12 protein-coding genes are annotated in these 19,691 nt (G+C 63.4%); 8 read left to right on the top strand and 4 right to left on the bottom strand.

The annotated features are described in order from the left end of the window. Positions 1 to 29: 29 nt before the first annotated feature. The 4 genes from AC1D2G_RS10490 (at position 30) to AC1D2G_RS10475 (ending at position 4,704) form a co-directional block, all read left to right on the top strand. A complete protein-coding gene (locus AC1D2G_RS10490) occupies positions 30 to 1,541 on the top strand; it encodes a sugar ABC transporter ATP-binding protein (protein WP_477413757.1) in 1,512 nt (503 codons plus the stop codon). A 79-nt stretch (positions 1,542 to 1,620) separates the two neighbouring features. Then, entirely contained in the window at positions 1,621 to 2,616 is a 996-nt protein-coding gene (locus AC1D2G_RS10485) for an ABC transporter permease (protein WP_095088174.1), read from the top strand. Positions 2,617 to 2,663: 47 nt separating this feature from the next. Beyond that, entirely contained in the window at positions 2,664 to 3,716 is a 1,053-nt protein-coding gene (locus tag AC1D2G_RS10480; protein WP_457150317.1) for a substrate-binding domain-containing protein, read from the top strand. Between the two features lie 142 nt (positions 3,717 to 3,858). After that, positions 3,859 to 4,704, top strand: a complete 846-nt coding sequence (locus AC1D2G_RS10475) for an acyl-CoA thioester hydrolase/BAAT C-terminal domain-containing protein (RefSeq protein ID WP_477413755.1) — start codon at positions 3,859 to 3,861, stop codon at positions 4,702 to 4,704. Between the two features lie 44 nt (positions 4,705 to 4,748). On the opposite strand, the gene AC1D2G_RS10470 is transcribed toward AC1D2G_RS10475, so the two are convergent. Next, positions 4,749 to 6,803 carry a bifunctional aldolase/short-chain dehydrogenase gene (locus AC1D2G_RS10470; protein WP_477413753.1) on the bottom strand — a complete coding sequence of 685 codons (2,055 nt, stop codon included), beginning with the start codon at positions 6,801 to 6,803 and terminating at the stop codon, positions 4,749 to 4,751. A gap of 92 nt (positions 6,804 to 6,895) precedes the next feature. Then, a complete protein-coding gene (locus tag AC1D2G_RS10465; protein ID WP_477413751.1) occupies positions 6,896 to 7,861 on the bottom strand; it encodes a sugar-binding transcriptional regulator in 966 nt (321 codons plus the stop codon). A gap of 191 nt (positions 7,862 to 8,052) precedes the next feature. On the opposite strand from AC1D2G_RS10465, the gene AC1D2G_RS10460 reads away from it, so the two are divergent. From AC1D2G_RS10460 to AC1D2G_RS10445, 4 genes are all read left to right on the top strand, one after another. Then, positions 8,053 to 9,693, top strand: a complete 1,641-nt coding sequence (locus AC1D2G_RS10460; RefSeq protein ID WP_477413749.1) for an acyl-CoA synthetase — start codon at positions 8,053 to 8,055, stop codon at positions 9,691 to 9,693. 187 nt (positions 9,694 to 9,880) lie between these two features. Beyond that, positions 9,881 to 10,489 carry a TetR/AcrR family transcriptional regulator gene (locus AC1D2G_RS10455; protein WP_477413747.1) on the top strand — a complete coding sequence of 203 codons (609 nt, stop codon included), beginning with the start codon at positions 9,881 to 9,883 and terminating at the stop codon, positions 10,487 to 10,489. A gap of 53 nt (positions 10,490 to 10,542) precedes the next feature. After that, positions 10,543 to 11,691, top strand: a complete 1,149-nt coding sequence (locus AC1D2G_RS10450) for an efflux RND transporter periplasmic adaptor subunit (RefSeq protein WP_477413745.1) — start codon at positions 10,543 to 10,545, stop codon at positions 11,689 to 11,691. Positions 11,692 to 11,894: 203 nt separating this feature from the next. Beyond that, positions 11,895 to 15,041, top strand: coding sequence for an efflux RND transporter permease subunit (locus AC1D2G_RS10445; protein WP_477413743.1), 3,147 nt, complete (start codon positions 11,895 to 11,897; stop codon positions 15,039 to 15,041). A 66-nt stretch (positions 15,042 to 15,107) separates the two neighbouring features. Here the strand turns inward: AC1D2G_RS10445 and AC1D2G_RS10440 are convergent, their stop codons facing one another. Next, positions 15,108 to 16,817 carry an APC family permease gene (locus tag AC1D2G_RS10440; RefSeq protein WP_477413741.1) on the bottom strand — a complete coding sequence of 570 codons (1,710 nt, stop codon included), beginning with the start codon at positions 16,815 to 16,817 and terminating at the stop codon, positions 15,108 to 15,110. A 404-nt stretch (positions 16,818 to 17,221) separates the two neighbouring features. Continuing rightward, positions 17,222 to 19,591: a DUF1989 domain-containing protein gene (locus tag AC1D2G_RS10435; RefSeq protein ID WP_477413739.1), complete on the bottom strand. Its 2,370-nt coding sequence runs from the start codon at positions 19,589 to 19,591 to the stop codon at positions 17,222 to 17,224. Between the last annotated feature and the right edge of the window lie 100 nt (positions 19,592 to 19,691).

Genomic DNA, 19,691 nt, shown 5'->3' with positions numbered 1-19,691 from the left:
GCTCATAGCGTCATGTCAGGGAGGAACGCATGGTCGGCAATGCCGTGTTCCGCGCAGAGGGGCTGAGGAAATCCTTTGGCCAGAACGAGGTGCTTGGCGGCGTCTCGCTGGAGCTGCATGCCGGCGAAGTGACGGTGCTGATGGGCGCCAACGGCGCCGGCAAATCCACCCTCGTCAAGATCATCAGTGGCGTCTATGAGCGCGGCGAAGGTTCGATGGGCCTCGCCGGACAGGCCTTCGCGCCGAACACGCCGGCGGAAGCGATCCGCGCCGGCGTCGTCACCGTGCACCAGAACATCAATGACGGTGTCGTCGCCGATCTCGATGTCGCCACCAATTTGACCCTCGACCGCTTGAGCGGCAGCGGCGCTTCGTTCCTGTTCAATCCGGCGCGCGTGCGTCGCCAGGCAAGGGCCGTCGCCGACCGCATGGGGCTGGCCATCGATCTCAAAGCGCGCGTCAGCGATCTTTCGCTGGCCGATCGCCAGATGGTGGCGATAGCCCGCGCTTTGGCGCATCAGCCGAAAGTGCTGATCCTCGACGAGCCGACCTCGTCGCTGTCCAGCGCCGAAGCCGATCGGCTGTTTGCGCTGATCGACAGGCTGCGCGAGCAGGGCGTCGCGATCCTCTACATCTCTCACCGCATGTCGGACATCCGGCGGCTTGCCGATCGTATCGTCTCGATGCGCGACGGCGTCATCTCTGGCGTCTTCGACAAGAAACCGCTCGACTATGAAGGCGCCGTCAACGCCATGCTCGGGCGCAAGATCCACCTCGACCAGATCGTCGTCAGGAATTCAGCCAAGGCGATCCTGACAATCGAAGGGCTGCGCATAGCGCAAGGCGCCAGGCCGATCTCGCTGACGCTCGGCGACGGCGAGGTTGTTGCCATCACCGGCCTCGTCGGCGTCGGCAAGACGGCGCTGGCCGAGACGCTGTTTGGCGTGCGCAAGCCGCTCGGTGGCACGATGGTGCTGAACGGCAAGCCCTATGCGCCTGAAACAACAGGCGAGGCGATCGCCGCCGGCGTGTTCCTCGTCGCCAAGGACCGCGGCGAGAACGGTATCGTCAGCGGCTTCAATATCCAGGAAAATATCAGCCTGCCGTTTCACAAGCGCATGTCGCGCCTCGGTGTTCTCAGACGCCGTCTGGAGTGCAGCACCGCGCGCCGGCAGATCGAGGAACTGGGCATCGTCTGCCGCTCCGAGAAGGACGAGCTGGCAGCACTTTCCGGCGGCAACCAGCAGAAGGTGATGGTCGCCCGCTGGATGGCGCAGGATGCCGGGCTGTTCATTCTGGATGAGCCGTTCCAGGGCGTCGACATTTCGGCCCGGCGCGACATTGCCGCCAAGCTCAGGGCAAGTGCCAACGGCCGCGCCACGCTGCTGTTCGTCACCGAGCTCGACGAGGCGCTGGAGACCGCCGACCGCATCCTGGTGATGTCCGAGCAAACCATCGTCGGCGAGCATCGCAATGCCGATGTCGATCTCGATCGCCTGCTGGCCGAGGTCGCCGGCGGACCGCTGCACAGCGCCGCCTGAGCGTGGCGGCAACGAATTGGAATGGAGAGACCATGGGTTCGAGTTGGGTAGAAATCGCAGCGGCGCGAGAGAGCGCTGAATGACGTTGCGAGACCATGCCATTCGCTACGGCTTCATCGTGCTTTTGTTCGGTTTGATCGCCTATTTCGCGATCGCCGCCGACGGTTTCGTTTCGCCGCAAAGTGCCGTCTTCATCTTCCAGTCGGTCGCCATCACCGGCGTGCTGGCACTCGGCGTCACCGCCACGCTCGTCGTCGGCGGCTTTGACCTGTCGATCGGCTCGGTTGCCACATCAGCCATGATGGCGGCGGCCTATGTCATGGTGGTGCTGGAGCAGAACGCTCTCGTCGCGGTCGTCGTCTGCCTGCTCATCGGCGCCATTGTCGGCCTCATCAATGGCTGGCTGATCGTCTACATGCGCGTGCCCGATCTCCTGGCGACGCTCGGCATGATGTTCCTGCTGGTCGGCCTGCAGCGCATCCCGACCGAGGGCCGTTCGATCGCCACCGGCATGACCATGCCGGACGGTTCGGTCGCCAATGGCAAGTTCAGCGACGCGTTCCTGGCGCTCGGCCGCCACCGCTTCGATTTCTTCATCCCGAACCTCATTCCGGTGTCGGTGGTGGTGCTGCTCGTGCTCGCCGTGCTGATCTGGTTTTTCCTCGAATACACGCGTTTCGGGCGCATGATGTATGCGGTCGGCAGCAATGAACGTGCCGCCGAACTCGCCGGCGCGCCTGTCAAGGCATACAAGATCTGGGCCTACGTTATTTCAGGAGTTTTTGCCTCGATCGGCGGCATTTTGCTCGCCGCCCGACTTGGACGCGGCGACATCGCCTCGGGTAATAATCTGCTGCTTGACGCTGTCGCCGCGGCGCTCATCGGCTACGCGGTGCTTGGCGCCGCCAAGCCGAACGCCTTCGGCACTGCCGTCGGCGCGCTGTTCGTCGGCATCTTGCTGCAAGGCCTGACGATGATGAACGCGCCTTACTACACGCAGGATTTCGTCAAGGGCGTGGTTCTGGTCGTCGCCCTTGTCTTCACCTTTGCCCTTTCGGGCAGGGGCAGGAGATAGCTTTCGGCCGGATAGGATTTGGGTTCAACAAGAGTGGAGGAAACAAGGTGAACATTACGAGAAGACTTCTGGGGAAGGTGGCACTCGGGCTGGCCGGGGCAACCATGCTGATGCAGTTCCCGGCACTGGCCGCGGACAAGCCGGCGCCCTTCGACAAGCCCGGCGTCAAGATCGCGCTGGTGCGCTATCTCTCGACCGGCGACTTCTTCCAGGCCTATCTCTCGGGCGTCGAGGCGCAGTCGAAGGCACTCGGCATCGACCTGCGCGTGCTCGACAGCCGCCAGGACGCCGCCCTTCAATCCGACATGGTCGACCAGGCCATAGCGCTTGGCGTGCAAGGCATCATCATCCAGCACGGCCTGACGGAATCGATGAAGGACGCCGCCCAGCGAGCGGTCGACGCCGGCATCAAGGTGGTGGCTTTCGACGTCAATGTCGAAAACCCCAAGATCCCGCAGGTCGAACAGTCCGACCGCGACTTGGCCCGGCTCGCTCTCGAGCAGGCGGTCAAGGACAATGGCGAGAGCTGGAAGGCCGGCTATGTCTATGTCGCCGGCATCGCGCCGCTCGACCGCCGCAACGAGACCTGGGTCGACGTCAAGAAGAAGCATGCCGGCATCAGCGAGGTCGCGATGTTCGGCACGCTCGACAACCCGATCGCCAACTCCGTCGCCAACCAGGCGCGTTCGGTACTGTCGGCCCACCCCGACATCAAGGTGATGTTTGCCCCCTATGACGAATTCGCCAAGGGCGTGAAGATCGCCGTCGACGAGGCGGGTTTGAACAAGGGCATCAAGATTTACTCGGCCGACATCTCGACGTCCGATATCGCCGCGATGCGTGAACCCGACAGCGCCTGGGCGGCAACCGCCGCCACCAATCCGGCCGTCGTCGGCCAGGTCTCGGTGCGCGCGCTGGCACAGCTGCTCGCCGGCGAAGACCCCGGCCACAACGTCGTCGTGCCGCCGACGCTGATCACCCAGAAGGACCTCGTCGACAAGGACATCAAGAACATGGAGGACCTGTCGGCCAAGCTGCCGCAGTTCGCCCATGCCGATGTCGCGATGCCGGCCTGGATGCCGAACCCGAACGCCAAGTAGCTTTCGCAAGCTTGGAACCGCTAGCCGCCTGCAGCAGCTTGTTGCAGGCGGCTTTTTTGTCGAAGGTCCTGGCACGACCGGCTTGCCGAAAACGCCAGTTTTGCGATGCTGGAAAAATCAGCGGCGAAAGTGCCGGTTCAGCATGGAATCGCAGACGGTAATCGAGGAAAACCTGTCCGGCACTGTCACCGGAAGATTGTTTCGATGCACGCGGGCCACCACGGGCGTCGTGGTGTTGGGTGGATCGAGTGGCCGTGTCGATGTTGGGCGCGCGAGGCTCTTTGCAAACGAGGGTCAGTCAGCCCTGGCGCTGCAATGGTTTGGCGGTGAGGGCCAGGTTCCCGGAATCTGCGAGGTTCCCCTCGAAACGTTCTTTGCCGCAACCGACTGTCTCCTTGAAACAGGTTGCCGTCGCATCGTCTATGTCGGCACATCCAAGGGTGCCGAGGCTTCATTGCTCGCGGCGGTCCACGACCAGCGGATCAACGCCGTGGTCGCTATCAGCCCATCATCCGTGGTTTGGGGAAATATCGGTGCGGGCCGGGATGGCGTCAGCTGGCCTGAACGATCCTCATGGTCGCTCAACGGTATTCCCCTGCCGTTTGTGCCGACAGATCCAGACTGGATACCAGAGCATGTGGACTGTCTGGTCGCTTACAGGGGGCTTTTCGAACGCTGCCTGAAAGCCTTTGAGCGGGAGGCAGAAGCGGCAGCCATCCCCGTTGAGACCGCGTCAGCCGAGATTCTGCTTGTCGCGGGTGGCGACGATGCGCTGTGGCCCTCCCTATCGTTCGCGACAGATATCGCCCGGCGGTGCGGCGAAGCAGGCAAGGTCACGCATCTCGTTTCGTCGCCGGATGCGGGTCACCGCATCCTCTTGCCGAGCGAAAATACACCACGCTCCGCATTACATGCGCACGGCGGCAACGACGAGGCCGATTCAGAGCTGGGCAAAAAGGCTTGGGAAGGCATCCGTGAGCTGCTGTAGTAGCAGTTCACGGATGCCTGCATGCCTGTTTCGATCGGTTCCGCCTACCGCATCGCCGCCGCGATGTTGCCGCCGTCGACCGTCGTCACATCGGCGGTGGTGCGGTCAGCCAGTGCGTGGTGCAGGAAGGCCTGCGCCACGTCCTGCGCCGTCACTTCCTGGCCGAGCAGATTGCCGGACATGTAGTCCTTCTCCGACACGCCGCGCGCGCCGGAGCGGCTGGCGATCATGGCGTCGGTCAAAAGTCCGGAGCGGATGCGGTCGGCGTTGACGGCGTTCGAACGGATGCCGTGGGCGCCATAGTCGAGCGCATATTGCCTGGACAGGAACAGCGTCGCCGCCTTCGGCACGCCATAGGCGCCGAACTTCGGACCCGGGTTGACCGCCTGCTTGGAGGTGTTGAACAGAAGCACGCCGCCGGTGCCCTGTTCGAGCATGATGCGCACGGCATTCTGCGCCACCGACTGGTGAGCAAAGAAATTGAGCTCGAAACTCCTGCGCAAAAGCGCATCGTCGAGTTCGCCGATCCGGCCTTCCCAGGCAGCACCGGCATTGGAGACCACGATGTCGACGCCGCCGAACACGGCAACCGCCTTGTCGAAGGCGGCACGCACTTGGCTCGGGTCGGTGATGTCGGCGGCGACGCCGATCGAGTTGTTGCCGGCCTTCTTCGCCGCCTCGGCTGCCTTTTCGGCATCGAGATCGACAACGACGGCATGGGCGCCGTTGTCGGCGAACAGCCTGGCCGTCGCCGCACCGATCGCGCCGGCACCGCCGGTGATCAGCACCACCTGGCCGGTCAGCGGCTTCGGCTTGTTGGAAGCGAGCTTGGCTTGTTCCAGCGACCAGTATTCGAGCGGGAACAGATCGGCCTTGGCGAGCGGATGAAACCGGCCGACCGCCTCGGCGCCGCGCACCGCCTCGATCCACATTTCGCCGACATCCGAAGCGATCTTCGCATCCTTCAGCGTGCGGCCGTGGCCGAACATGCCGAGGCCCGGCACCAGCGTCAGGCGCGGCATCTGGTCGAGCATGGTGCGCTTGACGTCGTCGAGCGCGTCGTTGGTATCGAAATAGGCGCGGTAGTCCCTGGCGAAGGCCTCGACCTGCTCCTTGATCACGGCCTTGTAGTCGCCGACCTTGTCGGCATCGGGCGCCGGCAGTGCCATCGGCCCGGTCTTGATGCGGATCGACAGATCGGGCGTCGACACGCCGCGCCCGGCATAGTCGGCGATCTCAGCTGAATTGATGAAATCGACGATCGCCTCCGAGGTGCGGAAGTCGCTGATCATGCGGTCGAAACGGCCTTCGCCGCGTGCTACGGCCACAGCCCCCCGCAGCGTCGGTGCGATAGCCGCCGGTGTCGCGAGCTTTGCCGGCAATGCTGCCTTTGCCGCTGTCGGCTTGGCGTTCTTGGCGACGTACTCCTCGGCGACATTCACATAGTGGATCATCCGGTCGTAGGCCTGCCTGGCGTCGTCGCCGAAGGTGAAGATGCCATGCTTGTCGAGGATCAGGCCCTCGACCGACGGATCGGCGTCAAAGATGTCGGCCGCCGCTTTGGCGAGGTCGAAGCCGGGCATGATGTAGGGCACATAACCCATCTTCGCACCGAACACCGTCTCCACCAGCCGTTTGCTGTCCTCCTGGTCGACGATGGCCAGGATGGCGGTCGAATGCGTGTGGTCGACGAATTTATGCGGCAGGAAGGCATGCAGCAGCGTCTCCACCGAAGGGTTGGGCGAGGACGGGTCGATGAGGTTGGCGCGTTGCAGCGCAACCATGTCTTCGTCGGCCAATCTGTTCAGTGCGCGGGCCTTGAGCAGCGGCTTGAGCTTGACCGCCGGCAGGCCCTGCGGCTCGATGACACCCATGTCCCAGCCGCTGCCCTTGACGCACAGCACGTCCCACTGGTCGCCGACGAGATCGGTGGCCGTCGTCTTGCACGACGTGTTGCCGCCGCCATGCAGGACCAGCCGTGGCTCGCCGCCCAGCAGCCGCGTCGTGTAGACGCGCAGCGCCAGGTCGCGGCCGACACCCTTTTTTGCATAGTCGGCAACGAGTTTTTCGGCTGCGTCGTCGTTCCACAGGTTCTTCATGTTCGCTTCGTCCGGTTGTTGTCTTTGATGGTGAAACAGGAATGCCGCGACGCTTTGATGACAATGCGCCAGCGGCGGAAATATGTGTTTTCCTAGGAGGCCTTTTCTGGCGTGGCAGCCGCGTGATCCAGCAGCCTCTGCGCCATGCGCGCGCCGACCACCAGATGCGTGCAAAGTCCGCCGGCGATCGCCGCAAGCAGCGGTTCGAACTTGCTGTCCTCCTGCACGACCATCAGGCGCCTGGCGATGGCGCGCAGCGAGGCAAGCTCGGCCGAGATCACCCGGCGGTTGTAGCTGCAGTCCAGCACCTTGCCGTCGGCGTCGATGATCTGCCCGGCAATGACGCCGGCAGCACCTCGACTGCGCAGCTCCGCCATTTCGCCTGATGTCAGCGCGCCGCATTTGACCAGATGGCTGTCGGCGTCGACAGCACCAACCGAGTACAGCGCCAGATCGCATTCACCGACGCCCGACAATTGCTCGCGGATCACTGGTTCGGCACGCAACGCGCGCGCCAGCTCTTCCGTCGACAGCACCAGCGGGGCGTAGAAGTTGAGGCCCTTGGCGTTGAGCCGCCGCGCGATTTCCATCGTGCATTGGTCTGGCCGGTAGGAATAGGGCGCGCCGAGATTGCCGCAGAGCTGCACCACGGTGACATCCTGCAGGTCGGCATAGGACATGATATCGGCGATCATGTAGACGGTGCGGCCCCAGGCGACGCCGATGCGGTCGCCCTTCTTGACCAGTTCGAGAAAGACGCTTGCCGCCAGCACGGCGATTTCCGTCGACGGATCGGCGATATGGTCGTTCTCCGGCGCGATCCAGACGGCGTCGAGGCCTAGCGCATCCTCGAGCTTGCGCGCGAGCACATCGTCGGTGAAAAGCTGGGTCGAGGTCGAGATATTGACGATGCCGGTCTCGCGCGCCTTGCGCAGATACATGGCGACCGAGGCACGGGAAATGTTAAGCTGGCTCGCCACCTGGTCCTGTCGCAGGCCATGGGCGTAGTAGAGCCAGGCGGCCTTGTGGATGAGCTGTTCTGCCGGTCGGATCGCCATGCCGTCTCCTCGGCTGACATTATTCACGGCCTTCGACAAAAGTCAAACCAGGCCAAGGTATACGATGCCTTTTCATCAGCTGAATCTAGATCATCATTGTGCCAAATGCGCTCTATCGCGGCATCGTTGGTGGTGACGCGGCCCGAGCCTGTGATTAGAACATCTCAAAGAAGAAACTCGGGGAGGACGGGATGGGCAATCCTTACGAACAGGATCTCGACAAGAACGCGGCCAACCACCAGCCGTTGACGCCGCTCACCTATCTGGAGCGCGCGGCAAAGACCTATCCCGACCATGTCGCCATCATCCATGGCCGCCAGCGCATCGACTATCGCACCTTCTGGCGCCGGTCGTTGAAGCTTGGCTCGGCCCTTCAGAAGCGCGGCATCGGCAAGGGCGACACCGTCACCGTCATGCTGTCCAACACGCCGCCGATGCTGGAAGCGCATTTCGGCGTGCCGATGACCAGGGCGGTGCTGCACTCACTCAACACCCGCCTCGATGCAGCCGTCATCGCCTTCCAGCTCGATCATGCCGAGAGCAAGATACTGATCGTCGATCGCGAGTTCTCCAGCGTCGTCAAGCAGGCCCTTGAACTGGCCAAGGTCAAGCCGCTGGTCATCGACTATGACGATCCCGACTACGCTGCCGACGCGCCGTATCCGAAGGGCGAGCGCATAGGCACATCAGACTATGAGGATTTCATCGCGAGCGGCGACGAGGACTTCGCCTGGTCGATGCCCGACGATGAGTGGGACGCCATTTCGCTCAACTACACCTCCGGCACCACTGGCAATCCGAAGGGCGTCGTCTACCACCATCGGGGTGCTGCCCTCATGGCCTACACCAACACCATCCATGCCGGCATGGCCAAGCACGCGGTCTACCTTTGGACGCTGCCGATGTTCCACTGCAATGGCTGGTGCTTTCCATGGACGCTCGCCGTCCAGGCCGGCACCCATGTCTGCCTGCGCTGGGTGCGGCCGAAGCCGATCTACGATGCGATTGCCGACCACGGCGTCACCCATCTGTGCGGCGCGCCGGTCGTCATGTCGGTGCTGATCAATGCGAAGGACGAGGACAAGCGCGAATTCGCGCAGACAGTCACCTTCAACACCGCGGCTGCCCCGCCACCGGAGGCCGTGTTGTCGGGCATGGCCGATGCCGGCTTTGCCGTCACCCATCTCTACGGATTGACCGAAACCTATGGCCCGGCGGTCGTCAACGAATGGCACGGCGCCTGGGACGATCTCGAAAAGGGCGAGCGCAGTGTCAAGAAGGCGCGGCAGGGCGTGCGCTATGCAGCGCTCGAAGGCCTGACCGTCATGGATCCCGAGACAATGCGGACGACGCCGGCGGATGGCGAGACCATCGGCGAGGTGATGTTCCGCGGCAACATCGTCATGAAGGGCTATCTCAAGAACCGCAAGGCGAGCGACGAAGCCTTTGCCGGCGGCTGGTTCCACTCCGGCGATCTCGGCGTCATGCACGCCGACGGCTATATCCAGCTCAAGGACCGTTCCAAGGACATCATCATCTCGGGCGGCGAGAACATCTCCTCGATCGAGGTCGAGGATGCGCTCTACAAGCACCCCTCTGTTGCCTCTTGCGGCGTCGTCGCCAGGGCCGATGACAAATGGGGCGAGGTGCCGGTCGCCTATGTCGAACTGAAGCCGGGCAAGGCGGCGACCGAGGCCGAGATCATCGAGCACTGCCGCGCACTGCTTGCCCGCTTCAAGGTGCCGAAGGCGGTGATCTTCGCCGAAATCCCGAAGACCTCGACCGGCAAGATCCAGAAGTTCCGGCTGCGGGAAATGGCCAAGGTCGCCTGACGTCTAGGGCAGCCCTCTCGCGAAATTATTTTCAATGGTCCGAATCCTCGGGCCGCCTGGTGACGTCTGTTGGATGTCACCAGCTGTCACCAATCGTACGCGTACATCGATTTCGCGTTGACAGGTCGGCCATTTCGATTTACGACTGACGAAAATTGAAATTCGTCAGTCGTAAACAAAGAGAGCCATGTCCGAAGCCGCCAACATAGTCGCCGCCGACGTCGCCCGACAGGAAAATGTGACGCGCATTCTCGACTGCGCGGAGCGCCTGTTCCGGCACTACGGTTACGGCAAGACCAATGTCGCCGACATCGCCCGCGAACTCGGCATGTCGCCGGCCAATATCTACCGTTTCTTCGCCACCAAGGTCGAAATCCACCAGGCCGTCTGCGGCCGGATGCTCGGTGCCAGCTACAAGATGGCCTACGAGATTTGCCACCTGCCGATCAGCGCGGAAGAGCGGCTTCGGCGCTACGTGCATGCCCAGTACAAGATGACGATGGAGGTCATGCTCGACGAGCAGAAGGTCCATGAAATGGTGATCGTCGCGCTCGAACGCGATTGGGGCGTCATCGACAAGCACGTCGACAGCATCCACGATCTGTTCGCGGAAGTCATCTGCGATGGCATCGAGGCCGGCGAGTTCAGGGAGCAGGATCCGGTGATCGCGTCGCGCTGCTTCGGCGCCGCCACAGTCATCCTGTGCCATCCGCAGATGGTGGCGCAGTGTCTTGCCAAGACCAACCGGGCGATGCCCGACGACCTCATCGACTATGCAATCAAGGCCTTGAAATAGCGCCGCACTCTGGTGCCGGTGTCGACCACTCATCTCCCAGTCGGAGTAGCAAGATGTCTTTGTCCAGTTCCATCCTTCGCAAGCTGCCGGCCGCCGGCCTGATCGTCGCGGCGCTCGGGCTTGCCGGCTGCTCGCAGGAGAAAGCCGAGGTCAAGGACATCATCCGCCCGGTCAAGGTCGTCGAGATCGCCCAGGCGCATGACACCCGCACGCTCTCCTATTCCGGTTCCGTGCGGGCCCGCACCGAAAGCGCCCTGGCGTTTCGGGTCAACGGCAAGATCACGGAGCGCCTTGTCGACATCGGTCAGCATGTGGCTTCAGGCGATGTGCTCGCCCGCATCGATCCCATCGACTACGACCTTTCGGTCAAAAGCGCTCAGGCAGCGCTCGATGCCGCCGAGCGGCAGGTCGAGACCGTCGAGCTTGCCCGCAAGCGCGCCGAGCAGCTTTTTGCCAAGAATTTTGCACCGAAATCGCAGCTCGAACAGGCGACGCTGAGCTACGACCAGGCGGTCGCCACCCGCGATTCCGCCCGCTCGTCGCTCGACCAGGCGAAGAACCAGGCCGGCTACACCGACCTCAAGGCCGACAGGGACGGCATCGTCACCGCGGTCAGCGCCGATGTCGGCCAGGTGGTCGGCTCCGGTACGCCGGTGGTCACCGTCGCGGTCGATGGCGAAAAGGAAGTGCTGATCGCGGTGCCAGAAATGGAAATCGCCGAGTTCAAGCCGGGCAAGATCGTAAAAGCGGGCTTCTGGTCCGACGACGCACTCGCGCTCGAGGGCAAGGTCCGCGAAGTCGCTGGCAGCGCCGATCCGCAGTCGCGCACCTTTGCCGTTCGCGTCAGCCTGCCCAACGATCCGCGCGTGCTGCTCGGCATGACCGCCAGCATCGAAGCATCGGCGGCCAATGAGCGGCAGCTCGTTTCGATCCCGCTGAGCGCGCTGGCCAAGCAAGACAGCCAGTCGATCGTCTGGACCGTTGATCGCGGCGCCGACACCGTCCACGCCCGGCCGGTCAAGGTCGCCAAGTTCGCCGCCGATGGCGTGCGGGTCGCCGAAGGATTGCAGCCCGGCGATGTCGTGGTCGCTGCCGGCACGCAGTTCATGACCGAGAACCTGAAAGTGAAACTTGCCGCCGACACGGTGCTGCAATCTGCTTCCGCGGCCGGCGATGACAGCGACACCAGGCAGGTGCGCTGACGACAGACACCGGCTGCGCGTTCCCGCAGCCGCTGGTTTCCGGGCGGCAAACGCTCGAACCGAGGCGCTCGATTGATGCGACCCCCCGCGCATCAATTTTCGCGTCCCCAACCGCGATGAGTGTTCTCCGCTCGGAGAGCCTTGCCGCCCGGAAGCCACCACCGAACCGCGATCTTGTTGCGCTAAAAGATGGACCTGCATCGATGACCAATTCCACGGACGAGAAGCGGCCCTTCAACCTGTCGCGCTGGGCAATCGGCCATCCCTCCATTGCCCGGTTCCTGTTCGGCCTGATCATTATTGCCGGTGCGCTCGGCCTGATGCGCATGGGCCAGAAGGAAGATCCCGATTTCACCTTCCGGGTGATGGTCGTCCAGGCGATCTGGCCCGGCTCCTCGATCCAGGAGATGGAAGACCAGGTCGTCAACAAGATCGAACGCAAGCTGCAGGAAACGCCGCATCTCGATTTCGTGCGCTCGTTCACGCGCGCCGGCAGCGCCATCATCACGGTCCAGATCAAGGGCGACACCAACGCCGCCGAGGTGGCGGACGCCTTCTATCAGGTGCGCAAGAAGGTCGGCGATATTGCTGGCGATCTGCCGCAAGGCTTGCTCGGACCGTATTTCAACGATGAATTCGGTGACACCTTCATCACGCTGCATTCGATCAGCGGCGATGGCTTCAGCTATCCCGAGCTGAAGAAGTTCGCCATCCAAGCGCGCGACATGCTTTTGACCACGCCCGGCGTCGAGAAGGCGGTCATCATCGGCGACCAGCCGGAAAAGCTCTATATCGACATCTCCTCCAAGGCGCTCGCCGAACGCGGACTGACGCTGACCGATCTGCAGAACGCGATCAAGGGACAGAACAATGTCGACCCGGCCGGCTCCGTCGACACCGGCACCAACTCGGTGCGCATTTCGGTCGAGGGCGACGTCAGCAAGGCCGAGGATATCCGCAACCTGCGCTTGCGCGCCGGCGGCCAGGTCACCCGGCTCGGCGACATCGCCACGGTGACGTCGGGGCTGGAAGATCCTTTCCAGCGCAAATACCGCTTCAACGGTCATGACAGCGTGCAGCTTGGCGTCGTCATGGCCAAGGGCTTCAAGGTCACCGATGTCGGCAAGGAGGTCGAGGCGACCTACAAGCGCTTTGAAGAGGCGCTGCCCTATGGGGTTTCGGTCGACCAGATCTCCGACCAGCCGGGCGTCGTCACCGATGCGGTCGCCGAATTCATGCACGCGCTCGGCGAAGCGCTGCTGATCGTGCTCGTCGTCTCGTTCCTGTCGATCGGCTGGCGTTCCGGCTTGGTCATCGCCATCGCCATTCCACTGGTGCTGGCCGCCACTTTCGCCATCATGTACGAACTCGGCATCGACCTGCAGCGCATCTCGCTCGGCGCGCTGATCATCGCGCTCGGCCTGCTGGTCGACGACGCCATGATTGTCGTCGAGATGATGGAGCGCAAGCTGGAGGAGGGGCTGGTCAAGATCGAGGCGGCGAGCTTCGCCTATTCCTCGACCGCCTTCCCGATGCTGACCGGCACGCTCATCACCACCGCCGGCTTCATCCCGGTCGGCTTCGCCGCCTCGACGGCCGGCGAATATGTGCGCACGCTGTTTTATGTCGTCGGCATCGCGTTGATCGTCTCGTGGTTCGTCGCGGTCTATTTCACGCCGTGGCTGGGCTACATGATCCTCAAGCAGCGCAAGCATGCCGGCAGCCATCACGACGTCTTCGACACGCGCTTTTATCGCCGGCTGCGCTCGACCGTCGGCTGGGCCGTGCGCCACCGCGTCATCGTGCTTGTCATGACCCTGGGAACCTTCGGCACCAGCCTGTGGGCGTTCCAGTTCATCCCGCAGAACTTCTTCCCGCAATCGTCGCGGCCGGAAATCCTCGTCGATCTCTGGTTGCCGGAGGGCACCAGCATCAAGGAAGTCGAGGTGCAGGCCAAGGCGCTTGAAGCCAAGATGATGGACGACAAGGACAAGCGTTTCATCGCCACCTATATCGGCGAAGGCGCGCCGCGCTTCTTCCTGCCGCTCGACCAGCAGCTGAGCAATCCGAACTTCGCCCAGCTTCTGGTGATGGCCAATGACGAGCCGGCCCGCGAACGGCTGATCGTCAAGCTGCGCACCGTCCTGGCTGAGGACTTCCCGTCGATCCGCGCCAAGGTCGACCGCCTGTTCCTCGGCCCGCCGACCGGCTGGCCGGTCCAGATGCGTGTCATGGGCCCGGACCGCCAGGAGGTGCGCCGCATCGCGGACCAGGTGAAGGCCAAGTTCCGCGAAGATCCGCTGCTTGGCGCCGTCCATGACGATTGGCTCGAGCCGGTGCCGGCGATGAAGCTGGTCATCGACCAGGATCGCGCCCGTGCGCTTGGCGTGACCTCGCAGCGCATCCGCCAGATGCTGCAGGCGACCATGTCCGGCGCGCCGCTCGACGACTTCCGCGACGGCGAGGAGACAGTGTCCATCGTCGCCCGCGAGCCGGATGCCAGCCGCAGCCTGCTGTCCTCGGTCGACTCCGTCTATGTCCCGACCGATTTCGGCGGCTTCGTGCCGCTGTCGCAGGTCGCCAAGGTGGTGCCGGTGCTGGAGCAAGGCATCGAATGGCGGCGTAACCGCTTGCCGACCATCAGCGTGCGGGCAACGCTGCCCGACGGCGTGCAGTCCAACGATGTCGTCACCAAGTTGTACAAGGACATGCAGGGTCTGCGCGATGGGCTGGCACCTGGCTACAAGATCGAGATCCAGGGCGGTGCCGAGGATTCGGCCGAAAGCCAGGCTTCGATCGCCGCCAAGGCGCCGATCATGCTGGCCATCATCGTCGTGCTCCTGATGATCCAGCTGCAGAACTTCGGCAAGGCGATGCTCGTGCTGGCGACCGGCCCGCTCGGCATCATCGGTGCTGCCGCGGCCCTTCTGATCAGCGGTGCGCCGTTCGGCTTCGTCGCCATCCTCGGCGTCATCGCGCTGCTCGGCATCATCATGCGCAACTCGATCATCCTGGTCGACCAGATCGACCAGGACATAGCGGCGGGCATGGAGCGATCAGAAGCGATCATCGGCTCGGCCGTGCGCCGTTTCCGGCCGATCACGCTGACCGCTTTGACGGCGGTGCTGGCGCTGATCCCGATCTCGCGCGCCGTGTTCTGGGGGCCGCTCGCCTACGCCATGATGGGCGGCATCCTGGTTGCCACCGTGCTGACCATCCTGGTGCTGCCGGCGGGCTACGCCCTGTTCTTCGGCCGCGAGCCCAAGAAGCGCGGGGCGGAGGGGCGGATCGACGATCTGGACCTGATCCCGGAAGCCAAGAAGCCACAACTGGCGCTGGCGGCCGAATAGATCGACTACGCCAGCCGAAAAGGATCGGGCGCGCCGAAGCGCGCCCGATCCTTTTCATTTCCGAGGTCAGATGACGAAATACCAGTTGGCGAGCAGCATCACCACCACGCCGGCGACCAGTGTCAGGTAGGGCAGCATGCCCGCCTTCTTGACCGCCAGATCGGACGAACTCATGCCGAGGTCGGCCAGCATATGGTCGGGGAACTTGCCGCCGTCCTGGATGTAGTGGCGGAAACAGAACACCGGGATGATCAAGGCCGCGGTGATCAGTCCGGCCCACAGCGCCATCGGGTTCCACACCTTGGCGCCGGCGCCCATGAAGATCGCGTTGACGTAGGCGAAGATGGCGCCGACGCCAAGCAGCCAGCTCGGTGCCTTCCATGGCCGCGCGATATGGCCGTTGTCGATACGATGGATCCAGCCGGCGTTGAGGTTGAGGAAGTTGAAGATGATGTAGCCGCAGTTCGACACGGCGAGGATGAAGAAGAAGCTCGTCGCGTCGGCCGAAGCGATGGCCAGCACGATCAGGTTGAAGCAAAGGTCGGTCCACATGGCCCGTGTCGGTGCGCCATGCTCGTTGACGTGGCTGAGATAGCGCGGCAGCCAGCCGTCGACCGAGCCCTGGTAGAGCGTGCGCGAAGAACCCGCCATCGCCGTCATGATGCACAGCACCAGAGCCAGGATCATCAGCATCACCAGCAGGCTGTGGATCAGCGCTCCGCCACCGACCATGCCGGCCAGCGCATCGGCGACACCGGAGCCGTCGACGATCGGGGTGGCCAGCATGCCGTTCAAGCCGAGCACGCCCTGGAAGGTGAACGGCACCAGGATGAACAGCAGCATGCAGAGCAGGCCGGAATAGAAGATGGCCTTGAACGTGTCGGTGCCGGGGTTCTTGAATTCGGAGGTGTAGCAGACGGCGGTCTCGAAACCGTAGGTCGACCAGGCGGCGATGAACATGCCGCCCAGCACGAGCGTCCAGCCGGCAATGTTCCAGGCGCCGGGCTCAGGCGCGTAGGCGGCGGCCAGCGGCACCAGCGGCGAAAAATTCGCCCAATTGATCTGGCCGGTGAAAATCGGCACGACGCCGACGATCAGCATCGGGATGATGACCAGCAGGCCGATATATTTCTGCACATTGGCGGTGCCCAGAATGCCGCGATGCTGGATGGAGAAGATGATCAGCATCAGCACCGCGCCGATGAAGAAGGTGGCATTGAAGGTGAAGGAGACCGGGCCGAGCGTGTGGCTGTACAGTGTCCAGTTGCGGATCGCTGGCGTCGAGGCAGCGGTCACCGCCGTGATCGCGTCGGCGGCGCTCGTGCCGGCATGGGCCGCGATATAGGCGACGACATCGGGCGAGGTTTCGGTGAACAGCGGCACCGGCGCCAGCGCGTTGAGAATATAGGCGGCGGCGATCGAGCAGCCGAGCGACAGCACCGGCGACCAGGCGAACCAGTTGCACCACACCGACAGCGGCGCGATGAACTTGGAATAGCGCAGCCAGGCGGTCGCGCCATAGATCGAGGCGCCGCCCGACTTGTTCGGAAACAGGCCGGCGATCTCGGCATAGGTGAAGGATTGCAGGAAGCCCATGATCATGGAGGCGATCCAGATCGCGAAGGCCAGCGTGCCGGTCGTGCCGGCAATGCCGCCGATCGAAAACAGGACGAGGGCAGGGACGCCGCTGGCCACCCAGAAGGCGCCGCGCCAGTCGATATTCCGGTGCAGCTTGCTCTCGGCAAGCGGCTCCAGCGTAGTGCTTATCGTGCTCATGTGTTTGGGTTCCCCTTTTTGATGTTCCCCGTCCGTGACGGCCGCGACTTCGCGAGGCTTCGTCATCGACGCATGCATTGAGCGGCTGCCGGTGTTTCCACTCAGTCGCATTTTTTTCTTAGCAGTGAAGATTGATCCGGCGCGCTTGCACGTCAAGCGTTTTGTGAAACCATGCACATCACGCTTGCGAAACATGTCAGCTTCGCACTGCTGTGGGCGGGATTCTTCGAAAGAAGGACCAGGGGCCTGAAATGAAAAAACCCGCCTGAGGCGGGTCGCGGCGCAAATCAGCACCATGCCCGTATGAATAGCATAACTGCCGGCATTTGTCGATCGAAATGCCTAGCCACGGCGATCGCTCAGACTGCCGGCGCGGCTTTCAATGTCTTGTGAGTGAAGCACGGTCAGGAGCGCGGTTTGGTCTTCTGCGGATCGTAATGGGCAAAGGCGACGACCCGCGCCGGCAGCCGCTTGGCATGGCCGTCGAGCTTGCCGATCTCAACCTCGGTGCCGATCGCAGCGTGGGTGACGTCGAGCCGCGCCAGCGCGATGGTCTTGTTCAACACCGGCGAGCGCATGCCCGACGTGACCACGCCGATCTGGGCGCGGCCGACATGCACGCAATCGCCATGGCCGACATCGACATTGGCGTCGATGTCGAGGCCGACCAGTTTTGTCTGCGGGTTGTCCTTGCGCCGAATCAGCGCCTCGCGGCCGATGAAGTCGTCGGACTTGCTCTTCAACGGCACGGTGAAGCCGATGCCGGCCTCGAACGGGTCGGTCTGGTCCGAAAATTCGTAGCCGGCGAAGATCAGTCCGGCCTCGATGCGCACCATGTCCAGCGCCTGCAGCCCCATCGGCTTCAGCCCGTGCGGCTGGCCGGCCTCCCAGATCGCATCGAACACTTTTTCGGCGTCACGCGGATGGCACCAGATCTCGTAGCCAAGCTCGCCGGTGTAGCCGGTGCGCGAGACGACGACCGGGATGCCGTTGCCGCCACCGATGCGGGCGACGGCGAAACGGAACCATTCGAGCTCGTCGATCGACGGCTGCAGCGGTGAGGTCCAGATAACCTCCCTCAGGATGTCGCGGCTTTTCGGGCCCTGCACGGCGATATTGTGCATCTGGTCGGTTGACGAGCGGACCAGGACGTTGAGGCCGAGCTTTTTCGCCGTTTCGCGCAGCCATTCGCCGGACAGATCGTCGCCGCCGACCCAGCGGAAATTGTCCCTCCCGAGCCGCAGCAGCGTGCCGTCATCGATCATGCCGCCATGCTCGTAGCACATGGCGGAATAGACGACCTGGCCGACGCCAAGCTTCTTGACGTCGCGGGTCAGCGTGTATTGCAGCAGCGCCTCTGAGTCCGGCCCGGTGACCTCGAACTTGCGCAGCGGCGACAGGTCCATGATCACCGCGTCCTGCCGGCAGGCCCAGTATTCGTCGATGGGCCCTTGCCTGGCGAAGGAATTGGCCAGCCAGTAGCCCCTGTACTCGACGAAGTTGCGGGTGTGCTTGGCAAAGCTCGAATGAAAGGAGGTCTCGCGGGTCATTTTCGGTTCCGAATCAGGCGTCATGCGTCTGGCGATCGCTCGCGAAAATTTGTGCTGGCCGGAATAGGTGCGCACATGGATGTCGGTCAGGTTCCAGCCATTGGCCGGCGTCGTGTCGTCGGGGCAGGCCGAGGAAACGCAGACGATGTCGGTCAGCGCCTTGAGCAGCACATAGTCGCCCGGCCGCGACCACGGCTCGTCCGACACCATGACGCCATGCGCGTCGATCGCCGTATTGAAGAAGAAGTTGATCGCCATCCAACCGGCACGTGGCGTGACGCCCTTGTCCGACAGCGCGCGATTGAAATTCTCCGAGCAGTTGGTGTGGCCGGGATAGCCGATATCGTCGTAATATTTGGCCGCGCAGGCAAGCGCGAAGGCGTCATGCCGGCCGCACGTGTCCTGCACCACCTCGACCAGCGGCTCCATGTCCTGATCGTAGTATTTCGAATGCAGGCCGGGCATCGGATAGCTCGCGCCCATCAACGTGCGGGTCGTCGTCACGTCGAGCGGATGGTCGCGACCCTTATCCAGCTTGCGTGCCGAAAAGCACTGGAAGTCGGTGCATTGGCGCCCGTCGACGTCGATGATCTGCAGATAGTCGCCGGCCTTGACGAAGTAGGATTCCGCCGTCGCAGAGTGGACGCGCAGGTCGAGCACCGGATCGGCGAGCGGGTCGGCCAATTGCGACTTCGCCGCCGGACGGATCGTGGCGCGCCGGACGATGACGCTGAGCGGCGTTGCCGTGTCGTGGCCATCGACAAGCATCGGGCCGCCGGGCGCGGCGATGACCATCGCGCCGTCGCGCACGATATTGAAACCCTGCTCGGTGCCGACCGGCGTAGCGCCGCCGAAAACACGCACTGCCTTGGCCTGATCCAACTGCACCTGCCGGCGCGCAAGCCCGCGCCGCAACGCGCCAAGACTGTCGTCACCCTCGGCCAAAAGCGCCTTGATGCCGGCAGCATTGCTGTTCGATGTTTCGCCAAAAATGCCGGGGTCGGTCACGCCGCTCCTGTCCCACGCCAGCAGCTCGCAGGCCTGGCCGCCTTCGACATTGCGCACGGTCAGTGTATCGCCGGCTTCGACTTCGATGAGGACGGCGCCGTTGCCCTGGATGGTATAGCGCTCCATGCCCGGCGGCAGCGCGATCTGGCCGGGCCTCAGGATGAGGCTCGGCCGTGGTGGTCCGGCAGCGACGGCAGGGTAGGGCGACTGGCTCATCTCAGCGTTGCGTTTCGAGACATCGGTTCGAGAAACAAGTTTGCCTGTACGTGAAATTATTTTAGCAGGAAGAATAGGCGGCAAGGCCGGATTTGGCAAG

The organism is Mesorhizobium sp. P2_C7, assembly GCF_056404515.1.
Note: the sequence above shows the minus strand (reverse complement) of the source record. Positions and strands in the feature narration are given on the sequence as shown.